This window comes from Frondihabitans sp. VKM Ac-2883 (genome assembly GCF_015350875.1).
Lineage (GTDB): Bacteria > Actinomycetota > Actinomycetes > Actinomycetales > Microbacteriaceae > Frondihabitans.
Window position 1 is genome coordinate 17,606 of record NZ_JADKSF010000004.1, and the last position, 20,711, is coordinate 38,316.

The window sequence follows — 20,711 nt, forward strand, 5'->3', positions numbered from 1 at the left end:
CTCGGCGCGGCGGGCTACGCCGGCCGGCAGGCTACGCCGGCTGCGACACGTGGAACGGCGCGCGGTGGTACTGCTGCGGGTAGTACGGCAGGTCGACGCCCAACTCGGCCGCGACCCGGAGGGCAAAGTGCGGGTCGCGAAGGAACTCGCGGCCGACGAAGACGACGTCCGACTCACCGTCGGCGACGATCGCCTGGGCCTGCTCGGCGCCGATGATGAGGCCGACCGCACCCGTCTCGACCTCAGCGTCGGCGCGGACCGACGCGGCGAGCGGCACCTGGTAGCCGAGCCCAACAGGAATCTCCGCTTTCGCGACGTTTCCGCCGGAGGAGATGTCGAACAGGTCGGCACCGGCGTCGCGCGCCCAGCCCGACACGATCGCGGTCGAGGCTTCGTCCCAGCCGCCCTCGGTCCAGTCGGTGGCCGAGAAGCGGACCAGGATCGGGAAGTCGTCGCCCGTGGCGGCACGGATGCCGCGAACGGAGTCGACCACGATGCGGGCACGGTTCTCGAGCGATCCGCCGAACTTGTCGGTGCGCTGGTTGCTGAGCGGCGAGAGGAACTCGTGCATGAGGTACCCGTGGGCGGCGTGGAGCTCGACGAAGTCGAACCCTGCCCGCTGCGATCGGACGGCCCCGTCGACGAACGCCTGCACGACCCCCCGGACCTCCTCGGTCGTCAGCTCGCGGGGAACGTCGTAGCCGTCGAACGCGATCGGAGACGGGCCGACCGTCTTCCAGCCGTGCTGCGACTCGTTCAGCGTGCCGACCTGGTCGTCCCACGTGCGAGGGGTCGAGGCTTTCCGCCCGGCATGGGCGAGCTGGACGCCGATGGCGGAACCCTGCGAGTGAACGAAGTTGACGATCGGGCGGAACGCGTCGCGCTGGGCGTCGTTCCAGATGCCGAGGTCTTGCGGCGAGATGCGACCCTCGGGCACAACTGCCGTCGCCTCGGTGATGATGGCGCCGGCGCCGCCCCGGGCGAACGAGCCCAGGTGCACGAGGTGCCAGGTGCCGGGCGTTCCGTCGAAGTTCTCGGCCGAGTACTGGCACATGGCCGGTACCCAGAGGCGGTTGCGGAAGGTCGTTCCGCGCAGCGTGATGGGGTCGAAGAGCGAAGTCATATCTGTTTCAACGACGTCGGCCGCGGATCATTCCGGCAGGTCGAGGGGGAGCGCAGGATCCGACGCGGCCAGCCCGGTGAGGAAGTCCCGGAGCGAGGCAGGCGACGTGAACACGTGCCCGGTGATGCCGAGGGCTTCGGCCGCCTCCACATTCACGCGCTTGTTGTCGACGAAGACCATCTCACCGGGCGTGATCGCGAGCTCGCGCAGAACGGTCTCGTAGATGGAGGCGCTCGGCTTCAAGTCGTGCATCTCGGCGCTGACGAAGTGCCGGTCGAACAGGGTGCCCACGGGACCGAAGCGGAAGGGCGAGCCGAAGTCGAAGCCGGCGTTCGAGAGGAGGGCCAGCGGCGTTCCCCCGTCGTGCAGTTCTTCGAGGATCGCCACCGTGCCGGGCTCGGGGTGGAGCCACCCGGCGAAGTCGACCGCCCAAAGCTCGTGGATGCGCCCGAGGGTGAATTCGGTGTCGTTCTCGGCGGCGATCAGGCGCCAGTACTCGACGATCGACAGATCGCCCGAGTCGAGTGCGTCGCGGTGCGCGTCGTAGCTGCGCCACAGCCCCTCAGCGGCAACCCCGGCCAGGCGCTCCACCTCGGAGCGAGCCGAAGCCGGAGGCGACACGCTGATCACCTCGCCGTAGTCGAAAACGATCGTGCGGCCCGGAATCGACAAAGACATGCCAGTGACGCTAGCGGAGCCCGCTGAACACGCGACAGGCCTACCGTGGGGGAGTGACTGTATCGACCGAACCCACCTACACCCCTTGGACGCCCTCCGACGCGGCCGGCTCGATCGCCGTTCCCCGCGAGGACGACGACAAGTACAGCCGCGGCGTGCTCGGCGTCGTCACCGGCTCAGACCAGTATCCGGGCGCGGCCGTGCTCGGTGTCGAGGCCGCTCTGCACACGGGCCTCGGCATGCTCCGCTACCTGGGGCCCTCCCGGGCATCCGACTTCGTGCTCCACCGCCGACCGGAGGCCGTGACGAGCCCGGGTCGGGTGCAGGCCTGGTTGCTCGGCTCGGGGATCGACCCGGCGACCCTCGACGGCGTCACGACGAACCGCTTCGCCGAGGCGGTCGCGACCGGCAACCCGATGGTGCTCGACGCGGGCGCCCTGCAGCTTCGCGAGCAGGCGACCGGGCCGATCGTCGTCACGCCCCACTTCCGCGAGCTCGCCCGAGCCACCGGGCAGGAGGTCTCCGAGATCGCCGACGACCCCGCGACCGCTGCGGCGCGGGTGGCCGACGAGTGGGGCGCGACGGTGTTGCTCAAGGGGCACCGGACGTACCTCGCCGCGCCCGGTGGGTTGCGACTCGTGGCCTCGAGTGCGCCGTCCTGGCTCGCGACGGCCGGGGCGGGGGATGCGCTGGGCGGGATCCTCGGGGCTCTCGTCGCCACGCACGCCGACGACATCGCGAGCGACTCGAATGCGCTCGCGCGATTGGCGGCGACCGCGAGCGTCGTGCACGGCCTCGCCGCCGAGCGTGCGTCAGGCGGGGGGCCGCTCACGGTGCTCGGGCTCATCGACGCACTGCCGGCGACCATTGCCGATCTGCTCCGAGGCTGATCCGGAGTGCTGCTGAAGCGGCCGCGAATGTGAGAGCGATCCGCTCCCGCCAGTCCGCTGCGGCGGCGGCGGGTGGCGGATCACTCTCACACCGGCGGGTGGGCGGAGATCAGGCTGCGGGCGACGCCTTCAGCAAGAACTCGACCGAACCGGAGTCTTCGACCTTGACGAAGCCGAGGCTGGGCGCTGCGACCTTGTAGTCGGCGAACGTGACGGGAATGGACCCGCTCACTTCGGCGCCGTCGCCCGACAGCGCCGCCTGCATGGGCACTGAGACCGTCTTCGTGACGCCGTGCATGGTGAGTTTGCCGGTGGCCGTGAACTTCGTCACGTCGCCGTCCGAGAGATCGCCGGTGTCGAGGGGTGAGGTGAGCGTGAATGTCGCGTCGGGGTGGATGTCGGTCTCGAGCGCCGAGGTGCGGAAGTACTCGTCGCGACTCGTGCTGTCGGTGGCGATCGACGCGACGTCGACCGTGATGTCGGCCTTGGTGATCGAGTCGGAGTCGAAGTCGACCGTGCCGGTGACGTCGGAGGTCTTGCCCACCACGGTCACGTCGGTGCCCCTCAACACTTCGTCGACCCGGTAGCCCGCGGTGCTGCCCGATCCGACGCTCCACGACCCGGTGAGGTCGGACCCGGCGAGTGTGGAGTCGCCCGGCGTGACGGACACGGTGGGCGCGGCCTCGGGCTCGCCGACGATGACATCGCGGTAGAAGGCGGGACCGGCGATGGTGACGACTCCGCCGACTACGATGACTCCCGCTGCCACACCGATGAGGACCTTGCTTCGTCTCTTCATGCGAAAACGATGACGCGTCACCCTTGCCGAGTCCTGAAAGCGTGCAGGCCGTGCAGGCTTAGCGGCACGTGTCGGGTTCGCTAGCCTTCGGGGGTGACCCGCATTCGAGCCCTCCTGCCGATGGTGCTGCTCTGGGTCACGTTTTTGGTGGTGCACTCGTGGCTGTCGGTCGCCGTGTGGAACGGCCCGCACACGCCATTGAACGACGTGTCGACCGTGTATCGCGACTGGATCCTTCGGGGTTCCCTCGGCGACGGCTGGGTCGGTGTCGACCTCGCCTGGGTCTACCCGACGGCCGCGCTCGTGCCCATGCTCGCCGCAGCGGCTGCCGGCTTCGACCACTACTCGGAGGCGTGGCTCGTGCTGGTGGCACTGCTCGACGCCATTGCTCTCGGGGTCATCGTCAGCGGCCGGTCTCGGCGACACCTCGTCGCCGGCTTTTGGTGGCTCGCCTACCTGCTGGCGCTCGGCCCGATCGCCGTCGGTCGGATCGACAGCATCACGGTGCCGCTCGCGATCGCGGGCCTGCTCGTCGCGGCCCGGCGCCCGGGGGTGGTGGGCGTTCTCCTCGCTCTGGCCACCTGGATCAAGGTCTGGCCGTTCGCCCTGATTCTGGCGGTCGTGATCGCCGAGAAGCGAAGGATCCGAGTGCTCGCCGCCGCCGCCACGACGAGCCTTGCGATCGTGCTCGCCGCTGTGCTCGGCGGGGGCAACCTGGCCGGCATCGCGGGGTTCGTCGGCAAGCAGACCGGGCGCGGGCTGCAGCTGGAGGCACCGATCACCACGTTCTGGCTGTGGGCTGAGGCGCTCGGAGCCCCGGGAGTCTCGACCACGTTCGATCAGACGCTGCTCACATACCAGGTCACGGGGCCCGGCTCAGCGTTGGCTGCCGCCGCCACGACGCCGATCATGGTGCTGGTGCTGCTGCTGCTCGTCGCCCTCGGCATCGTCGCCACTCGCCGCGGGGCACCGGCCGTGATTCTGCTGCCCCCGCTCGCCCTTGCCCTGGCCACGGCGTTCATCGTCACCAACAAGGTGGGGTCGCCTCAGTACGAGGCGTGGTTGGCGGCACCGGTGGTGCTCGGACTCGCGACTCTCGGCCGTCGCTTCACAGCGCCGAGCATTCTCACCGTGCTGATCGCCGGCCTCACCCAGGTCATCTACCCCTGGCAGTACGACGCTCTGGTGGTGGCCCTGCCGTGGATGGTCGTCGTCGCAACCCTCCGCAACGTGCTTCTCGTGGCTCTCCTCGTCGTCGCCGCGCGGGCGATCGTCGTCGCTGGCCGCCCTGGGGAGAACTTCGGCGGGGTCGGGGCGACGAATGCGAGGATGGAGCCATGATCGTCGCATTCAGCGTTTCTCCCTCCGGTGGGCCGCCCGCAGGCTCCGAGCCCGATTCCGTGCACGACGCAGTGGCCGCCGCCGTCAAGGTCGTGCGTGACTCCGGCCTGCCGAACCGCACCTCGTCGATGTTCACCGAGATCGAGGGGGAGTGGGATGAGGTGATGGCCGTCGTCAAGGCCGCAACGGAGGCCGTGGCGCCGTTCGGGCGTCGCGTCTCTCTCGTGCTGAAGGCCGACATCCGTCCGGGGCACACCGGCGAGCTCGACGGCAAGATCGAGCGACTCGAACGGGCTCTCGGCGAGGCTTAGAATCGACTGGGAGAACATCCGCTCCCGCACGACTCGAAGGCGAGTTGTCGATCCCCTTTCCGACGACGAAATGGCTGTCTTCCCGTGCCTCAGATCTCACCCCGCCGGAGGCGCTTCGCGCTCCTCTCCCTCGCGATGGGCGGCTTCGGCATCGGTGCCACCGAGTTCGTCGCCATGGGGCTCCTGCCGAACATTGCTCGCGACCTCCTCCCCGGCCTCTACGCCGGCTCGGTGGAAGACGCCACCGCGCACGCCGGCATCATGATCAGCGCCTACGCGCTCGGGGTAGTTGTCGGTGCCCCGACCATCGCGGCGACGACGTCGCACCTGCCGCGCAAGAAGCTGCTGCTGATTCTGCTCGCCGCGTTCCTGGTCGGGACGATCGCGAGTGCGATTCTGCCGTCGTTCGGGCTCGTCGTGCTCGCACGGTTCGTCGCCGGGCTTCCGCACGGGGCGTACTTCGGTATCGCGTCGCTGGCGGCGGCCAATCTGATGGGCCCGGGCAATCGCGGCAAGGGCGTCGCGTTTGTCATGGCGGGTCTCACCATCTCCAACATCGTCGGCGTCCCGCTCATCACCGCGCTCGGCCAGGCAGCCGGCTGGCGGGTGGCCTACGGCGCGGTAGCCCTCATCTTCGCTCTCACCTTCTTCGCCGTGGCTCTGGCGCTGCCGCATCAGCCGGCCGCCGAGGGGGCGTCGATCCGGCGTGAGCTCAGCGCATTCCGCCGGCCGCAGGTCTGGCTCGTGATGGGCGTCGGCGCGATTGGGTTCGGCGGTTTCTTCGCCGTCTACAGCTACGTGTCGACCGCCGTCACCGAGGGTGCCGGTATGCCCGAGGGGTGGGTGCCGTTCGTGCTCGTCGCCGTGGGCGTCGGCATGACCATCGGCAACCTGCTCGGCGGCTGGGGTGCCGACACCAACCTCCGCCGCACGATCTACTTCGGCTTCGGCGGGCTCCTCGTGGCGTTGATCGGCTACGCGCTGACCAGCGAGATGCTGATCGGCATCTTCGTCTTCGCCTTCCTGCTCGGCTTCTTCAGTTCGGTGATCAACCCGGCCATCCAGTCGCGCCTCATGGAGGTCTCGGGCGACGCGCAAGTGATCGGTGCAGCGCTCAACCACTCGTCGTTCAACCTCGGCAACAGCCTCGGCGCCTACCTCGGTGGGGTCGTCCTCGCAGCAGGCCTCGGTGTGGGTTCACCCGCGTGGGTCGGGGCGATTCTGGCCTCGGCCGGAGTCGTGCTCGTGACGATCAGCTTCGCGGTCGATCGGCGGGGTCGGGGCAACTCGGGGTCGGGCGGCGCAGGATCCGGCGATTCGTCGATCGGCTCCGCGAATCCTTCGCCCCAAACTCAGCCTGCGCCCGTCGCCGGCCTTTAACCCTCACGCCACGTTCAGAACGTTGGCAAAATGGGCCGATCCGGCACTGGTCGTCCAGTTTCAAGCGGCTTCTGCCAGAAGTCTGAACCGGCATTTCGCTCAGAAGGAACGGCGGGACGGCGGTCGCAGCGCCGGGTGACCGGCGCGGGACGGCGGTCACAGCGCCGGGTGACCGGAGCTTGTCGGAGGTCCGGCGCCGCGACGGGCGTCACGCCTAGAAGGAACTGGGCCCAGCGTCGTCGGTCTGCAGCAGGATGCCGTCTTGGATGGCGCGCTTCCGCAGGGCGACTTTGGTGCCCACGTCGAAGCCGGCGACGCGGTACTTCTCGCGGATCCGCTTAAGGTACGACTTCGCGGTCTCTTCGGAGATGCCGAGCTGGTACGCGACCGCCTTGACGGGTTCGCCACCGCCGTAGAGGGCCATGACGCGGCGCTCCTGGGCGGAGAGCTTCGGCACACCGCCGACCTCGGAGGCATTCAGGGCGAGGTCGAGCTCGGCCGAGATGTACGATTCGCCGATCGAGGCCGTGCGGATCGCCTCGACGATCATTTCGGCGTCTTCGCTCTTGACGAGGTAGCCGAGGGCACCGGCGGCGAGTGCCTCGCGGACCACATTCGGCTCGGAGTAGGTGCTCATCAGGACGGTCTTGACGCCGGCCGTCTTGAGAGTCGAGATCTTGAGAGAGATCGGGAGGTTGTCCTTGAGGTCGAGGTCGAGGAGGACGACGTCGACCGGAAACTCGGGGTGCGTGAGCAGCTCGGGCCAGGAGGCGACCGCGGCGACCATGGAGATGTCGCTTGCGGCGCCGCGAATCCATTCGCTCAGGGCCCCGAGCAGCATCTTGTGATCGTCGACGAGGGCGAGACGAATTCGTCCTTCGGAGTCAGGCACTGGTTTCTCTCTTTCGATGGGTGGCTTCGGAAAGCCGCGAGGCGTAGTGACGCGCACAGGGAACACCCGGTGCGCTCATGTTAGGCGTCTGCCGGGTTCTCGACGGAACACCTGATGGCGAGCCGCAGACTGCCCTGGTGGGTTGAGGTCTGAAAGTCACCGACGCGGTTCAGGGCGTTCCAGGTGGCGGGGGTGACCCGGTTGCGGCGGATGCCCGTCGAGGTGACGTCGATCGGGACGTCGATGGTGCGTCCCGCAAGGGACGCGATCGAGTTCGACGTGCCGATGGGGCCCAGGGTGAGAGTGATGCTCGTGCCGGCGGCTCGCGTGCGGCGATCGCCCAGGAGGAGCCATACGGCTTGGAGGAGCCCGTCGCGCTGCTCGGGGGTCAGCAGGCCGGCGAGAGACGACGGATCGGCGAGTTTGACGGCTCGGCCCAGGTATTCCGATTCGGTGACGGCGTGATACAGCCAGGTCTCGCGTCGGCCTTCGATGAGGTGGAGGCGCAGCTCTGTCGCGAGCGAGGCAGCGGTGGAGGCGACCTGCGGTTCGAGAGGAAGGGGAATGTCTCCCACCGCGACTCCGTCGAGCAGCTTCTCGGCTGCGAGGTCGAGACGGGCCAACTCGTCGCTCGCGAGCATTCCCACGGCAAACCGCGGCTGGGTGACGGTCGACTGCACGAGGACGCGGTCGAGCTCGATCTGGATCATGCCGCGGAAGCGCTGCACGGCATAGGTGGCGATGGCGGGCGGCAGGACGGCCAGGGCGATCGTGGCGACCTGCTGAGGGAACGTCACCCGGTCGATCGGCGTGGTGAGGATCACAGCGCCGACGAGGAGGACGAACAGGGCTGCCGTGGCGATGATGAGCTCGCGGGCCGGCCGGAGGGTGATGAGGGGGAGGAGACCGAAGCCGACCGAGATGCTGGCGGTGGCGTAGGCCCCGACGTTGTGGAGGGGCCAGATGGCGATGAAGTCGAGGACGACCACGAGGGCGAGGGCTGCGCAGAGGCCGATCATCACTGGGCCGGTCAAGCGCTCGCCCTGGATGGCGACGAGGGTGACCACTCCGATGAATGCGGCGAGGTAGACGAGCCAGGCGACGATGGCGGGCGCGGCCACTGGATACGAGGAGAGGTGCACCAGGAAGAAGATCAGGCCGTAGATGGCCTGCAGGGCTGCGACGGCGGCGGCGCCCATTCCGAGATAGCCGGTGCCGAGGGTCGCGCCCGCCTGCTGGGCCTGGCGCATGGAGCGAGCACCGGTGGAGGAGGTCGGAAGACCCCTGGGCGCCCTCCGGTGTCGGGGGACGCCGAGGGTGTTCTCATCGATGCTCACGCGGGGAGCCTCCGGTCGCTAGTGCTCATCGCGGTGCCTCCAAGACGACGGTTGTGCCGGCTCCGGGAGCGGAGAAGAGACGGGCACTGCCGCCGACCTCTCGCAGCCGGTTGACGACACTCTCTTTGAAGCCGAGTCGCTCCTCGGAGACGCCCTCAAGCTCGAATCCGACGCCGGCGTCGGTCACCATCGCCCGGACCATCTTGTCGTCGTGGATGATCGTGACGTGCGCCTCGACGACGCCCGCGTGACGCCGGACGTTCTCGAGGCACTCGGCGAGTGCGAGGAGGAACGCGTCGAGCACGTTCGTCGGGAGGAGCACCTGACCGGTGCCGTGCCAGCTGACTTCCAGGCCCATTCGCCCGAAACGCTGCTTGACCGACTCGAGCGTCTGTCCGAGGGGGCTCTCTTCGACGGTGTCGAGGTTGTAGTCGCCGGAAGCCTGCGGCTGCGGTGTCGAGCCCAGGCGGAGGTGGCGAAGCAGGCGGGCGTCTTCGGCGGCCTGAGCGCGGAGTGCATCGGGGGTGACTCCGAAACCCGAGTGGGCGAGAAGGGTCAGGGTCGCGAGCACGGTGTCGTGCAGGAGTCGTGCGCCCTGGCGGCGCTGGGCCTCGGTCTCGCTTGCCTGGCGCTCGGCCCGGTGGGCGTTTCCGATCGAGTAGATGCGGCGGGCTGCGCGGGGAACGCTATTGCCGATCCAGAATCCGGCGACGAAGCAGAGCACCCAGCCGAGGAGGACGGCGGCGACCTGCACGGAGATGATCGACTGCGTACCGATGACGACCTCGGCGACGACGACCACGGCAGCCGCGGCCGCGAGGAGCACGCGCTTGGTGCTCGAGGAGAGCAGGAGAGCGAAGGAGGCGATTGCGCCGCCGACCAAGGGGATGACGGCAGTCGCGAGAGGCCCGTCGATGCCGCCCGGCACCAACGCGATGCCCCCGGCGATCAAACCCGCAGCCATTCCCAAGACGACCCACAGCATTTTGCCGCTTCGGCCGATCATGATGAAGAAAGCGATCATCACGAGGCTGAAGAAGACGATGGCAGCTTGCCGTCTCAGGTCGGTCACGCCCGGGTAGCTCAGGGCCACCAACGAGACAACGGTTGCCGAGATCCCGAGAAAGCGGGTCGTCGTCCGGAGAAGACGATCGCGCTCCTGGGCGAAGAGATCCATTCGAGTCCAACAGTCAGAAGAGAGGGCCGCCCGAGAGGGCGCCTAGACACATCGTTCCACAGATGTCGCGCCGGGGGACGGTACGAGGGGATCGGCGCGCTGATGAAAAAGGTGTCGAGCGAGACTCATTCTGGCGGAAAGCGCGCTCATCCTTCAAGTAGGGCTCGAAGGTGGTTCCCCACCGCCTCGTTTTCGATCAGAAATCCGTCGTGGCCGAATTCGCTCGGAAGGATCACCGCCTCGCTGGCGGCCGCGCCGCGGAGGCCCTCCGCGATCAGCACCTGGTCGCGGGGTGGGAACAGCCGATCGGAGTCGATGCCGATGACGAGAGACCGGGCGGTGATCCTCGACAGGGCTCCGGTCACGCCACCGCGATCCCGTCCGATGTCGTGGCTGTTCATCGCCCGCGCGAGGCTCACGTAGCTGTTTGCGTCGAAGCGGCGAGTGAACTTATTGCCGTGGAAATCGAGGTAGCTCGCCACCGAGAACCGACCGCTGCCGGTCATGGGAGAGAGCTCGCTCTGCCATCCTCGGCCGAATCGGGCGTTGAGCTCGTCGGGCGAACGGTAATTGAGCAGCGCCATTCGTCGGGCCAGCGCGAGGCCGCGGTAAGGCCCCTCGCCATCGGCGGCCTCGTAGTAGTCGCCGCCGAGAAAGCCGGGATCCATGTGGACGGCTTCGATCTGCACCGTGTTGAGGGCGATCTGGTCGGCACTCGTCGAGGCGGTCGTCGACAGCACACCGAGGCGCGCCACTCTCTCCGGCTGGCCGACGGCCCATTCGAGGGCGTGCATGCCTCCCATCGAGCCGCCGATCACGGCGTGCCAGCGATCTATGCCGAGCTCGTCGGCGAAGCGCACCTGCGCCTCGACCTGGTCTCTGACGGTGAGTCTCGGAAAACGGCTGCCCCATTCGTGACCCTCGGGGTCAAGAGAAGCCGGGCCGGTGGATCCTTGGCAGCCCCCGAGCATGTTGGGTGCCACGACGAACCAGCGGTCGGTGTCGATCGCGAGCCCCGGGCCGACGATGCCGTGCCACCAACCGGCGGTGGCGTGGCCCTCGCCCGCCGGGCCGGCCAGGTGGCTATCACCGGTGAGAGCGTGCAGCACCAGCACGACGTTCGAGTCGTCGGTCGCCCGGGTGCCGAACGTCTCGTACGAGATGCGAGGTCGGGGGAGCGTCTCGCCGCTCTCCAGCTCGAGGTCGTCGAGAGTGACGAAGAGCCGATCGCCGACCGGATCGCCGTCTCGCCAGGCACCCGTCGCGGGTGGCTTGCCGAGCATGGTCCGGCGGGTGCGCTCCGTGATGACCCGCGAGGGCACCGTGTCTTCGGGGGTCGTCTGCCAGTCCATTTGGGTCAAGCATGACAACAAAAGGCGGCGACCGCCGGACTGTTACGCCCGATGGTCGCCGCCCCGTGGGATCCTCGGCCAGCGTCAGCTGTTCTTGAGCAGCCCGGTCGTCACCTGCCTCGCGGCGGCGAACCCGGCGTCGAGGTCGGCCTTCAGATCGTCGATGTTCTCGAGGCCCACCGACAGTCGCACGAGGCCGGGGGTGACGCCCGTCGTCAGCTGCTGCTCGGGGGTGAGCTGCGAGTGCGTGGTCGAGGCGGGGTGGATCACCAGCGAGCGGACGTCGCCGATGTTGGCGAGGTGGCTGAAGAGGTGGAGGTTGTCGACGAGGGCCGCTCCGGCGTCGACGCCGCCCTTGAGCTCGAACGAGAGCACAGCCCCGACGCCCTTGGGTGCGTACTTGTTCGCGGCCGCGTACCAGGGGCTCGTCGGCAGGCCGGCGTAGAAGACATTGGCTACGTCGTCTCGGGCGTCGAGCCACTCGGCGATCTCCTGGGCGTTCTGCACGTGCCGTTCGATGCGCAGCGACAGCGTCTCGATGCCCTGGATGAGCGAGAAGGCGGTGTCGGCCGAGTTCGACGAGCCGAGGTCGCGGAGCAGCTGCACCCGCGCCTTGATGATGTACGCGAGGGGGTCGCCGACCGCGCCGGTGTAGCTGGCACCGTGATACGACGGGTCCGGTTCGGTGAGCTCGGGGAATTTTTCGACGTTCTTCGACCATTCGAACTTTCCGCCGTCGACGATGAGCCCGCCGATGACGGTGCCGTGACCGCCGAGGAACTTCGTCGCGGAGTGCACGACGATGTCGGCCCCGTGCTCGAACGGGCGGATCAGGTAGGGCGTAGCGATCGTGTTGTCGACGATGAGCGGCACGCCGGCCTCGTGCGCGATCGATGAGACGAGCGAGATGTCGAGGATGTTGATCTTCGGGTTGCCGATCGTCTCGGCGAAGAAGAGCTTGGTGTTGGGGCGCACGGCGCGGTGCCACTCGTCGGCGTCGTCCTGGTTCTCGACGAAGGTGGTCTCGATGCCGAGCTTCGCGAGCGTGTACTTGAACAGGTTGTAGGTGCCGCCGTAGATCGACGACGACGAGACGATGTGATCGCCCGCCTGCGCGATGTTCAGGACGGCGAGGGTCTCGGCCGCCTGTCCCGACGCGACGAGCAGAGCCCCCGAGCCGCCCTCGAGAGCGGCGATGCGCTGCTCCACGACGTCGTGGGTGGGGTTCATGATCCGCGAGTAGATGTTGCCGAACTCCGCGAGCGCGAACAGGTTCTTCGCGTGCTGCGAACTGTCGAACACGTACGACGTCGTCTTGTATATCGGCGTGGCACGCGCGTGGGTCGTCGGGTCGGGTTGAGCGCCGGCGTGGATCTGCTGCGTCTCGAACTTCCAGGCGTTCGTCGGATCGGGCATTGAAGTCTCCTCGGGGTTCCGGTGCCGGCCGATCCTCGGTGAACGGACGGTCGTTCTCTCTGGGGCGAGCGTAGGCCCGGCGTCCGGTGCGCGCCACGGCGGCGACACGCGGCGTAACGGGGTACGACGAGGATCCGCGAGCACGTTTGCCACAATCGGCCCATGCACTCGACCGCGCCCTCCCTCCCCTCCTGGCCCGCCACCTCGGCGAGTCATCGTCGGTCGGAGGTCTCCGCCGTGATCGGGCGGGGCGACGCCGCGTGGACACGGGCGTCGGCGGGTGTGCTTCGGTGGGAGGTGAAGACCCGCAGCGGGTTCCGGGTCGACGACGGACGCCCCGTGGTCGCGGGGCGACGCGTGACGGTGACGGCGAAGGTCGCGGGTGTGCGAGTGGTCGAGCCGGTTCAGGTGGTCGAGGTGGTCGACGGTCCGTCTCGCGTCGGGTTCTCGTACCGGACGCTTCCCGGCCATCCGGTCGACGGCGAAGAGTCCTTCGTGGTGCACCGCTCAGGCGACGACGTCGTGCTCACCATCCGCTCGCTGACGCGCCCCGCTCCGCAGCAGCCCTGGCGGGGGCTCTACCCGCTGCTGCGGGTGGCGCAGGTGGTTGCGCGGCGTCGGTATCTGCGTGCGCTGAGGTAAAGGCGGTCCGGTCGCCGGTATGGCGACGCGATTCGGCCAAACTGACGTGGCGCGCCGGGTCGGAATGGCCGAAGTGCGTCGGGTCGCTATCGGCGGCGATCGACCGTCGGCCTCAGCAGGTCGAGCTCGGCACCGAACTCGGCCTAGGTGAGTTCGCCGTCGACCCACCGCCGCTGGAGTGCTCGTGCTTGGCGGCTGCTTCGCCCGCCCGCGAGCTGCGAAGACTGCCGGACACGCTCAACAGTCGTGCTGCGGCGGGCCGAGTCGATCGAGTCGATCCGGGTGGGGTTCATGGCGTGCTCCCTTCGAGACCTCAAAATCTACAGGCGAGCCTTCTGGCGAAACAGGTGCGCCGCCGAAGTCGCTAGCGTGGACGCACCGACGAAAGAGGGATGGACGCATGGCACGACGCGCAGTGGTCACGGGAGCGAGCTCGGGTATCGGAGAGGCCACGGTTCGGCTGTTCCGCCAACGCGGCTGGCAAGTACTGGCGGTGGCTCGGCGCGAAGATCGCCTGCGACAGATCGCCGTCGAGACGGGCGCGACCTGGTTCCGGGCCGACGTGACGAGCGACGCTGACATGGTTGCCCTCCGCGCCCACGTCGAAGAGACCGGCCCAATCCACGCCCTGGTCAACAACGCGGGCGGTGCCTTTGGGCTCGACAGCGTCGAGGCGGGCTCGATCGACGACTGGCAACGCATGTTTGACGTCAACGTGCTCGGTACCAAGCGCGCGATCAGCGGACTCCTGCCGTCGCTCCGAGCCGGGGCGAAAGACGCAGGATCCGGCGACATCGTCACCGTCACCTCTATCGCCGGCCACATCGCGTACGAGAACGGGGGCGGCTACAACGCCGCCAAATTCGCGGAACACGCGCTCGTCGCGGCCCTCCGGCTCGAGCTCAACGGCGAGCCGCTGCGAGTGATCGAGATCGCCCCCGGCATGGTCAAGACCGACTTCTCGCTGGTGCGGTTCGACGGCGACCAGGCACGCGCCGACGCCGTCTACGATGGAGTCGTCGCACCGCTCACGGCTGACGACATCGCCGAGTCGATCGTGCATTCGGTCGAGCTGCCGGCCCACGTCAACCTCGACCTCGTGACGATCAAGCCGGTAGCGCAGGCGCAGCCGTACAAGCTGACGCGCGGCGAGCTGACGACGCGCGACTGACGCGTGGCTGGGATCAGCCGATGGACACGAACTCCGCCACATCGTCGCGCGGCAAGACGTCGGCGACAGCACCGACCTCCAGCTCGAGCAGCTTGACCCAGCCGCCCGACGACGACAGGAAGGCCGTGTCGGAAGCATCGCGCCCGGTCGCGATGCGCACGAGACTCTGACGCGGAGCCAGGTGCGTCGCGTCGATCACGTACCACCGACCATCGACGAGAGCCTCGGCGACCGCGTGGAAGTCCATCGGATACAGGCCCGGCGCGTAGACCGACACGAGCCGCGCCGGAACGTCGAGCGCTCGCAGCAGTGCAACGACGAGGTGGGCGTAGTCGCGGCAGACGCCGCGCCGGTCGAGAAAGGTGCGGACGGCGCCATCGGTCGGCGCGCTCGAGCCCGGCACATACGAGAGGTGCCCGTTGACCCAGGATCCGACGGAGTCCAGCAGGTCGAGACCGCTCAGCCCCGCGAACTCGCTGCGCGCCGTCGGGAACAGCGTGTCGGATTCGCAGTAGCGGCTGGGTCGCAGGTACTGGATGCTGTCGAGTGCACCGAGAGCGATCGGATCCTGCTGTCCGGTGACTTCGACGCGGTAGTCCATCTCGAGTCGACCGGGAGCCATCTGAGCTACGTGAAGGCGAGTGCCGCGATCGTCGATGACCTCGCGAATCGGCACCTCTCTGCCACCCTGGGTGACCGACAGTGTCTCGGTGATTCGCTGCCCCTCAGCAGCTGCCACCGAGAGCACCAGCTCGGCGGGCTCGGTCGACGACAGGACCATCCGGGAGAACGCGTTCCGCTGCATGCACGAAGCCTAAATGGCAGAGCGAGCCTGAGGCAGGGAATCGAACATACGTTCGAATTCTGCAGTACGATCGAGGTATGTCACTCGCGTTCCAGACCTCGCTCTTCGACGACCTCGACGCCGATCCCACCCTCGAGACACTCGGCAGTTCGGTCGAGCGAATCGACCTCGGCGAGGGGGCCTGGCTCGACGTCCGGCCGGGCTGGGTGCAGAATTCCGACGCACTGTTCGAGCGTCTCGCGGGCGGGGTCGACTGGAAGGCCGACCGGCGCGAGATGTACGACCGAGTCGTCGACGTTCCCCGACTCGTTTCGTGGTTCGGTCCCGACCACGTCTTTCCCGATCCCGTGCTCACCGAGGCCCAGGCCGCTCTCAACGACCATTACGGGCGACCGCCGCAGCAGGTGTTCGAGACGGCAGGGCTCTGCTTCTACCGAACCGGAGACGACAGCATCGCGTGGCACGGCGACAAGGTCGGCGACGCCATCGATCGCGACACGATGGTCGGCATCGTCTCGGTCGGCGCTGCCCGCACTCTGGCGCTGCGCTCACGGTCGGGTGGCGAGGTGCGGCGCTTCCCCGTCGGGCACGGTGATCTCGTCGTGATGGGCGGCTCGTGCCAGCGCACGCACGAGCACTCGATCGCCAAGACGAAGCGCGCGATCGGGCCGCGCATCAGCATCCAATTTCGGCCCGTGTGGTCGCGATCGGCGTGATGACTGCGGCCCCGCCGCCCACTACGGTTGACTCCATGGTTTCCCTCCCCGATGACGCCGTGCCCGGCGTGCGTGCCGACGACCTCGAGCCGGTCTCCTTCGACGAACAGTCGTCCCGCCCCGTGACGTCCTCCCGAGACTCCACCCGCGAGATCCTGGGCTGGCTCGAATTCGGCGAAGCCTCCCGCGACCTGGCGCAAGACGTTCTCGCGAGCGGTTTCCGCCCCGATGTCGTCGTCGCGATCGCCCGAGGCGGTCTGCTTCTCGCCGGAGCCATCTCGTACGCCCTCGACACCAAGATGTGCGGCTCGATCAACGTCGAGTTCTACACCGGCGTCAACTCCGTGCTCGAGAAGCCCGTCATTCTGCCGCCCGCGCTCGATGCCCCGGCACTGTCGGGCAAGAGGGTGCTCCTCGTCGACGACGTCTCCGACTCCGGCCGCACCCTCGAGCTGGTCCGCGACATCCTGCGCGGTCACGGTGCCGACGTGCACACCGTCTGCCTCTACTCCAAGCCGCGCACGATTCTCGAACCCGACCACGTCTGGCGTCACACCAGCGACTGGATCACGTTCCCGTGGAGCGCACTGCCCCCGGTGACGGTGAGCACATGAGCATTCACCTGGTGGGTGGCGGCTGGTCCGAGTCGACCGCCGTCTTCGAACCGTTCGTCGTCGAGGCAGCGGCCCGCGGCAAGCGTCTCGGGCGCGACGTTCCCCGGATCGCCGTACTCGTCGTCGTCGAAGACGACGTCCCGTCGCCCGAGTTCCGTTCGGGGTTCCCGGCGATGCTGGCTTCGATTGGCCCCTGCGAACCGCTGGTCACCGAGGTCGTGTCGAGCGACGTGTTCGACACGCGAGTGCTCTCCGACATCGACGGCCTCGTGATCGCCGGTGGTTCGACCCCCGCCTACTTCGAGGCAGTCGTGCCCCTCATCGACCAAGTGCGACTCCTCGTCGCTGACGGCCTGCCGTATCTCGGCTTCTCGGCCGGGGCGATGATCGCTGCCGACACCGCCATTCTCGGCGGCTACACGATCGGCGGAGTCGAGGTCTGCCCTCCCGACGCGGCCGAAGGCCTCGACGAGGTGACCCTGGCGCAGGGTCTCGGGCTCGTCGACCTCGCTATCGACGTGCACGCCGTCCAATGGGGCACTCTGAGTCGACTCATCGCGGCAACCGAGGCGGGATTGGTCACGGGCGGCGTCGCCATCGACGAGAACACCGCACTCGTGGTCGGTGAAGGCGCGCTCGGAGTCATCGGCACGGGCAGTGTCTGGCGGGTCGAACCCCAGCTCGACGACGACGGCGAGATCGTCGGGGTGTCCGTCGGCACGGTCGGCGTGGCCGTCTGACCGCTCGATGACGACGCACTCTCTCGTCGAGCTGCTCGACCCGGGCTGGGCTCGGGCCCTCGCCCCCGTCGAAGACCGCATCCACGACCTAAGCGATTTCCTCCGTGCCGAGACAGCGGCGGGGCACGGGTACCTGCCCGCTGGCGACGCCGTTCTAAGGGCCTTCACTACTCCGTTCGACGAGGTGAAGGTCGTGATCGTCGGGCAGGATCCGTACCCGACGCCCGGTCACCCGATCGGCCTGTCGTTCGCCGTCGACCCGCACGTCCGGCCCGTTCCGCGCAGCCTCGCCAACATCTACCGCGAACTGAACGACGACCTCGGCATCGTGCCTGTGGCTCACGGCGACCTCACCTCGTGGTCGGAGCACGGCGTGCTCCTCCTCAACCGGGTGCTCACGGTTCGTCCGGGCGACGCCGGATCGCACCGCCGTAAAGGCTGGGAGGCCGTCACCGATCGGGCGATCGAGGCGTTGGTCGCTCGCGACAAGCCACTCGTCGCGGTGCTCTGGGGCAAAGACGCCCAGAAGCTGAAGCCGCTGCTCGGCTCGACGCCGACCGTCGAATCGGTGCACCCGTCGCCACTCTCGGCCTCGCGCGGCTTCTTCGGCTCGAAGCCGTTCAGCCGGATCAACGAGCTGTTGACCGAGCAGGGCGCCGAGCCGGTCGATTGGCGCTTGCCGGAAGCAGTACGGCCGGCGTAGACACGCCTCAACGGCAACTACCGGCAGGGCTGGCGTAGACACACGGGCGCGCGAGCGGGTCTACGCCGTGCGGGCGGGTCTGTGCCGATGTCGTGGGGCGGGGGAGCGCGGGGTTGGGGGGAAAGCGCCTGCGGCGGGTATGCGGGTGACGGCTCGCGGATCCTTGGCCCGGACCTGCGGTTCTGCCCACGGATAGGCCCCCGACATGGAAGGCTGAGCGCGTGCTCGAAGAGGAATACCAGCCGCGGCGTGTGCTCCCGCGCCATTTGCGCAAGCCGCCGGCGGCGGAGGCCCCGTTCTCGTTCGAGATCCGCCCGGCTGTCGCGACCGACTTGCCGGCGGTCCGAGATGTCTACAACCTCTACGTGGCGAACTCGACCGTGACGTTCGACACCGCGCCGAAGCAGCTCGCCGAGTGGCGCGGAGTGTTCGCCAAGGCGGAGAAGCTCGAACTGCCGTTTCTCGTGGCGGTGTCGCCCGGCGGAACCCTGCTCGGCTACGCCCACGTGGTGCCGTGGCAGACCCGTGCCGCAAATCGCGCGATCGTCGAGACGTCTATCTACCTCGGTCCGGCGTCCACCGGCAAGGGCCTCGGCCGTGCGTTGCTCGGCGCGCTGCTCGAAGCCTGCGATGCGGCGGGTGTGCGTCAGATCATCGCGATCATCGGCGACCAGGGTGCCGACGCGTCGATTCGGTTGCACGCCTCGTTCGGTTTCACCGAGATCGGCCGGATGGGTCGGGTCGGCTTCAAGTTCGACCGGTGGCTCGGCACGGTGACGATGCAGAAGAACCTGCCGCGTCGATCGCGGCGTGCGGTGCGCGGCCGGGGCTAAGAGGGACGCGTCGGGGCCGGCACCGTTCACAACACTGGCAAAAGTGGCCATCACCCGGTAAATCGAGCCGGTTCGGGCCACTTGTGCCAGAGTTCTGAACACCTCCCGGGCAGGCCGGAGCGGCCACGCGACCCGATGAGGTCGCGCAGCCGCTCCCGCCTGACCGATCAGCGGCGGAGTCGAGCCCGCAGCGCGAGGGCCAAGCCTCCCAGCAGCAGGAACGCTGCCGCGAGCAGGCCCGCCAGGGTGGAATCGCTGCCGGTGAAGGCGAGCGATCCGTCAGCGGCGACAGCGGTGGTTGCGGCCAGGGCCGTCGTTCCGCCGAGTCCCGCTGGGGCGATGCTGCCGCCGTTCGCGGAGTCACCTGTCGTCGCAGCCTCGTTCGTCGTGGCGAGCACGGTGGAGGGAACCGAAGGAACCGAAGGATCCGACGGCTCGGCAGGCGAGACGGGGTCGGTCGGGTCGGTCGGGAGCGTCGGGGTTCCGGGCTCCGCGGGCGACGTCGGTGTGGTCGGCGTCGTGGGGTCGGTCGGCGTGGTCGGTGTAGTTGGCGTCACCGGGTCGGTCGTCGTGCCGGTGGTGCTGGTGTCGCCGATCACGGAGACGGCGTTGCCGCCGACCGTGACGGGCAGTCCAATGACGGGCGCGATCTGCGTGCCGCCGAGGGTGCTGTCGTTACCGGTGGTGGTGCTGCCTGTTCCGGTGGTGCTGCCGGTGCCCGTGCCGGTGGTGGGCGTGGTGCCGGTGCTGCTGCCGCCGGTCGAGCTGTCGCCGATCACCGAGACGGCGTTCCCGCCGACCGTGACGGGCAATCCGACGGAGGGGACGATCTGCGTGCCGCCGAGGGTGCTGTCGTTGCCGGTGGTGGTGCTGCCGGTTCCGGTGGTGCTGCCGGTGCCCGTGCCGGTGCTCGGCGCGGTACCGGTCGTGCTGTCGCCGGTCGAACTGTCACCGATCACGGAGATGGCGTTGCCACCGACCGTGACGGGCACTCCGACGACAGGCACGATCTGGGTGCCGGACGCGAGGCCGTCGGATCCGCTCGTCGAGCTGCCCGAACCGGAAGTCGCGGGCGAGGTCGGCGTGGTGGCCGGGGCCGAGGCGTCGGATCCTGCGCTCTGCGAGTCACCGAGCACCGAGATGCTGTTGCCGGAGACTGTCACGGGAGCCGCAGCGTCGATCACGGCCTGGGTTCCGGAAGCGATGGCGTCGGAGCCGGATGTGGTGGGGGCGGCGGGAGCTGCCGGGGCCGGAGCGGCAGGAGCCGCGGAGGCGGGAGCGGCGGGTGCTGCAGGGGCCGAGTGCGAGTCGCCGACCACCGAGATCGCGTTGCCCGTCACTGCGACAGGAACGGGAACGGAGACGATGCCCTGGGTGCCGGACAGGATTCCCGAGGCGCCCGTTGTGGTGGGTGCCGAAGCTGCAGGAGCAGCAGGCGCCGGGGCCGACGCAGCCGGAGCAGCAGGAGCAGCCGCAGCAGCCGGAGCCGGAGCAGCAGCAACGGGCGCCGCAGCTGCCGGAGCCGAGCCCGACACAGAATCTCCGACCACACTGACCGCGTTACCGGCGGCCTGGACGGGTGCCGATACGACGGCGTCGAGCTGGGTGCCGGAGAGCAGCCCGTCGGATCCTGACGTGGTGGCCGCGTTGGCCCCCGTGGCGCCGACGGCCCAGAGGCCTCCGACGAAGCAGGCTCCGATGAGCCCGCGGAAGACGTACTTGTTCATGATGATGACTCCTGTAACGAATGGTTCGACTGAGCGGAGCGCGAGTGCGCGGCGCTGGAGGGAT

Annotated in this window: 21 protein-coding genes; 11 read left to right on the plus strand and 10 right to left on the minus strand. The window is 68.6% G+C overall.

What is annotated here, in order from left to right; all coding sequences use genetic code 11:
• Positions 1 to 31: 31 nt before the first annotated feature.
• Positions 32 to 1,123, minus strand: coding sequence for an NADH:flavin oxidoreductase/NADH oxidase (locus ITJ49_RS08615; RefSeq protein ID WP_194604085.1), 1,092 nt, complete (start codon positions 1,121 to 1,123; stop codon positions 32 to 34).
• A 27-nt stretch (positions 1,124 to 1,150) separates the two neighbouring features.
• Positions 1,151 to 1,801, minus strand: coding sequence for an HAD family phosphatase (locus tag ITJ49_RS08620; protein ID WP_194604088.1), 651 nt, complete (start codon positions 1,799 to 1,801; stop codon positions 1,151 to 1,153).
• A 53-nt stretch (positions 1,802 to 1,854) separates the two neighbouring features.
• Between ITJ49_RS08620 and ITJ49_RS08625 the strand changes: the two genes are divergently transcribed.
• On the plus strand, positions 1,855 to 2,691 hold the full coding sequence (locus ITJ49_RS08625; protein WP_194604091.1) for an ADP/ATP-dependent (S)-NAD(P)H-hydrate dehydratase: 837 nt from the start codon (positions 1,855 to 1,857) through the stop codon (positions 2,689 to 2,691).
• Positions 2,692 to 2,800: 109 nt separating this feature from the next.
• Here ITJ49_RS08625 and ITJ49_RS08630 read toward each other — a convergent pair whose 3' ends face one another.
• The gene (locus ITJ49_RS08630; RefSeq protein WP_194604094.1) at positions 2,801 to 3,490 is read right to left on the minus strand and encodes a YceI family protein; all 690 of its coding nucleotides are present in this window, start codon (positions 3,488 to 3,490) and stop codon (positions 2,801 to 2,803) included.
• Between the two features lie 93 nt (positions 3,491 to 3,583).
• On the opposite strand from ITJ49_RS08630, the gene ITJ49_RS08635 reads away from it, so the two are divergent.
• From ITJ49_RS08635 to ITJ49_RS08645, 3 genes are all read left to right on the plus strand, one after another.
• Positions 3,584 to 4,831, plus strand: coding sequence for a glycosyltransferase 87 family protein (locus ITJ49_RS08635; RefSeq protein WP_194604097.1), 1,248 nt, complete (start codon positions 3,584 to 3,586; stop codon positions 4,829 to 4,831).
• Positions 4,828 to 5,142 (plus strand): thiamine-binding protein, encoded by a 315-nt coding sequence (locus tag ITJ49_RS08640; RefSeq protein ID WP_055958657.1) that lies wholly within the window; start codon positions 4,828 to 4,830, stop codon positions 5,140 to 5,142. The genes ITJ49_RS08635 and ITJ49_RS08640 overlap by 4 nt, the downstream gene beginning before the upstream one ends.
• A gap of 135 nt (positions 5,143 to 5,277) precedes the next feature.
• Entirely contained in the window at positions 5,278 to 6,522 is a 1,245-nt protein-coding gene (locus tag ITJ49_RS08645; RefSeq protein ID WP_194604829.1) for an MFS transporter, read from the plus strand.
• Positions 6,523 to 6,736: 214 nt separating this feature from the next.
• Here ITJ49_RS08645 and ITJ49_RS08650 read toward each other — a convergent pair whose 3' ends face one another.
• The 5 genes from ITJ49_RS08650 to ITJ49_RS08670 all read right to left on the minus strand — a co-directional run bounded on the left by ITJ49_RS08650 (position 6,737) and on the right by ITJ49_RS08670 (position 12,696).
• On the minus strand, positions 6,737 to 7,414 hold the full coding sequence (locus ITJ49_RS08650) for a response regulator (protein WP_370544430.1): 678 nt from the start codon (positions 7,412 to 7,414) through the stop codon (positions 6,737 to 6,739).
• Positions 7,415 to 7,494: 80 nt separating this feature from the next.
• On the minus strand, positions 7,495 to 8,751 hold the full coding sequence (locus tag ITJ49_RS08655) for a hypothetical protein (protein WP_123944709.1): 1,257 nt from the start codon (positions 8,749 to 8,751) through the stop codon (positions 7,495 to 7,497).
• Positions 8,752 to 8,776: 25 nt separating this feature from the next.
• Positions 8,777 to 9,928, minus strand: a complete 1,152-nt coding sequence (locus tag ITJ49_RS08660; protein ID WP_194604100.1) for a sensor histidine kinase — start codon at positions 9,926 to 9,928, stop codon at positions 8,777 to 8,779.
• 146 nt (positions 9,929 to 10,074) lie between these two features.
• Positions 10,075 to 11,280 (minus strand): homoserine O-acetyltransferase, encoded by a 1,206-nt coding sequence (locus ITJ49_RS08665; protein ID WP_194604105.1) that lies wholly within the window; start codon positions 11,278 to 11,280, stop codon positions 10,075 to 10,077.
• Positions 11,281 to 11,364: 84 nt separating this feature from the next.
• The gene (locus tag ITJ49_RS08670; RefSeq protein WP_194604108.1) at positions 11,365 to 12,696 is read right to left on the minus strand and encodes a bifunctional o-acetylhomoserine/o-acetylserine sulfhydrylase; all 1,332 of its coding nucleotides are present in this window, start codon (positions 12,694 to 12,696) and stop codon (positions 11,365 to 11,367) included.
• A 162-nt stretch (positions 12,697 to 12,858) separates the two neighbouring features.
• Here ITJ49_RS08670 and ITJ49_RS08675 point away from each other — a divergent pair, with 162 nt between their 5' ends.
• Both ITJ49_RS08675 and ITJ49_RS08680 read left to right on the plus strand, forming a co-directional pair.
• Positions 12,859 to 13,338: a DUF1990 family protein gene (locus ITJ49_RS08675; protein WP_194604111.1), complete on the plus strand. Its 480-nt coding sequence runs from the start codon at positions 12,859 to 12,861 to the stop codon at positions 13,336 to 13,338.
• A 400-nt stretch (positions 13,339 to 13,738) separates the two neighbouring features.
• Positions 13,739 to 14,509: an SDR family oxidoreductase gene (locus ITJ49_RS08680; RefSeq protein ID WP_194604115.1), complete on the plus strand. Its 771-nt coding sequence runs from the start codon at positions 13,739 to 13,741 to the stop codon at positions 14,507 to 14,509.
• Positions 14,510 to 14,522: 13 nt separating this feature from the next.
• On the opposite strand, the gene ITJ49_RS08685 is transcribed toward ITJ49_RS08680, so the two are convergent.
• Positions 14,523 to 15,314, minus strand: a complete 792-nt coding sequence (locus tag ITJ49_RS08685; RefSeq protein ID WP_194604118.1) for a transglutaminase family protein — start codon at positions 15,312 to 15,314, stop codon at positions 14,523 to 14,525.
• Between the two features lie 77 nt (positions 15,315 to 15,391).
• On the opposite strand from ITJ49_RS08685, the gene ITJ49_RS08690 reads away from it, so the two are divergent.
• From ITJ49_RS08690 to ITJ49_RS08710, 5 genes are all read left to right on the plus strand, one after another.
• Positions 15,392 to 16,030, plus strand: coding sequence for an alpha-ketoglutarate-dependent dioxygenase AlkB (locus tag ITJ49_RS08690; RefSeq protein ID WP_194604121.1), 639 nt, complete (start codon positions 15,392 to 15,394; stop codon positions 16,028 to 16,030).
• Positions 16,031 to 16,065: 35 nt separating this feature from the next.
• Positions 16,066 to 16,644: a phosphoribosyltransferase gene (locus tag ITJ49_RS08695; RefSeq protein ID WP_123944726.1), complete on the plus strand. Its 579-nt coding sequence runs from the start codon at positions 16,066 to 16,068 to the stop codon at positions 16,642 to 16,644.
• Positions 16,641 to 17,384 (plus strand): Type 1 glutamine amidotransferase-like domain-containing protein, encoded by a 744-nt coding sequence (locus ITJ49_RS08700; RefSeq protein WP_194604124.1) that lies wholly within the window; start codon positions 16,641 to 16,643, stop codon positions 17,382 to 17,384. The genes ITJ49_RS08695 and ITJ49_RS08700 overlap by 4 nt, the downstream gene beginning before the upstream one ends.
• Before the next feature lie 7 nt (positions 17,385 to 17,391).
• Entirely contained in the window at positions 17,392 to 18,087 is a 696-nt protein-coding gene (locus ITJ49_RS08705; RefSeq protein WP_194604127.1) for a uracil-DNA glycosylase, read from the plus strand.
• Between the two features lie 221 nt (positions 18,088 to 18,308).
• Positions 18,309 to 18,920 carry a GNAT family N-acetyltransferase gene (locus tag ITJ49_RS08710; RefSeq protein WP_194604130.1) on the plus strand — a complete coding sequence of 204 codons (612 nt, stop codon included), beginning with the start codon at positions 18,309 to 18,311 and terminating at the stop codon, positions 18,918 to 18,920.
• Positions 18,921 to 19,087: 167 nt separating this feature from the next.
• On the opposite strand, the gene ITJ49_RS08715 is transcribed toward ITJ49_RS08710, so the two are convergent.
• Positions 19,088 to 20,647: a chaplin family protein gene (locus ITJ49_RS08715; RefSeq protein WP_194604133.1), complete on the minus strand. Its 1,560-nt coding sequence runs from the start codon at positions 20,645 to 20,647 to the stop codon at positions 19,088 to 19,090.
• Between the last annotated feature and the right edge of the window lie 64 nt (positions 20,648 to 20,711).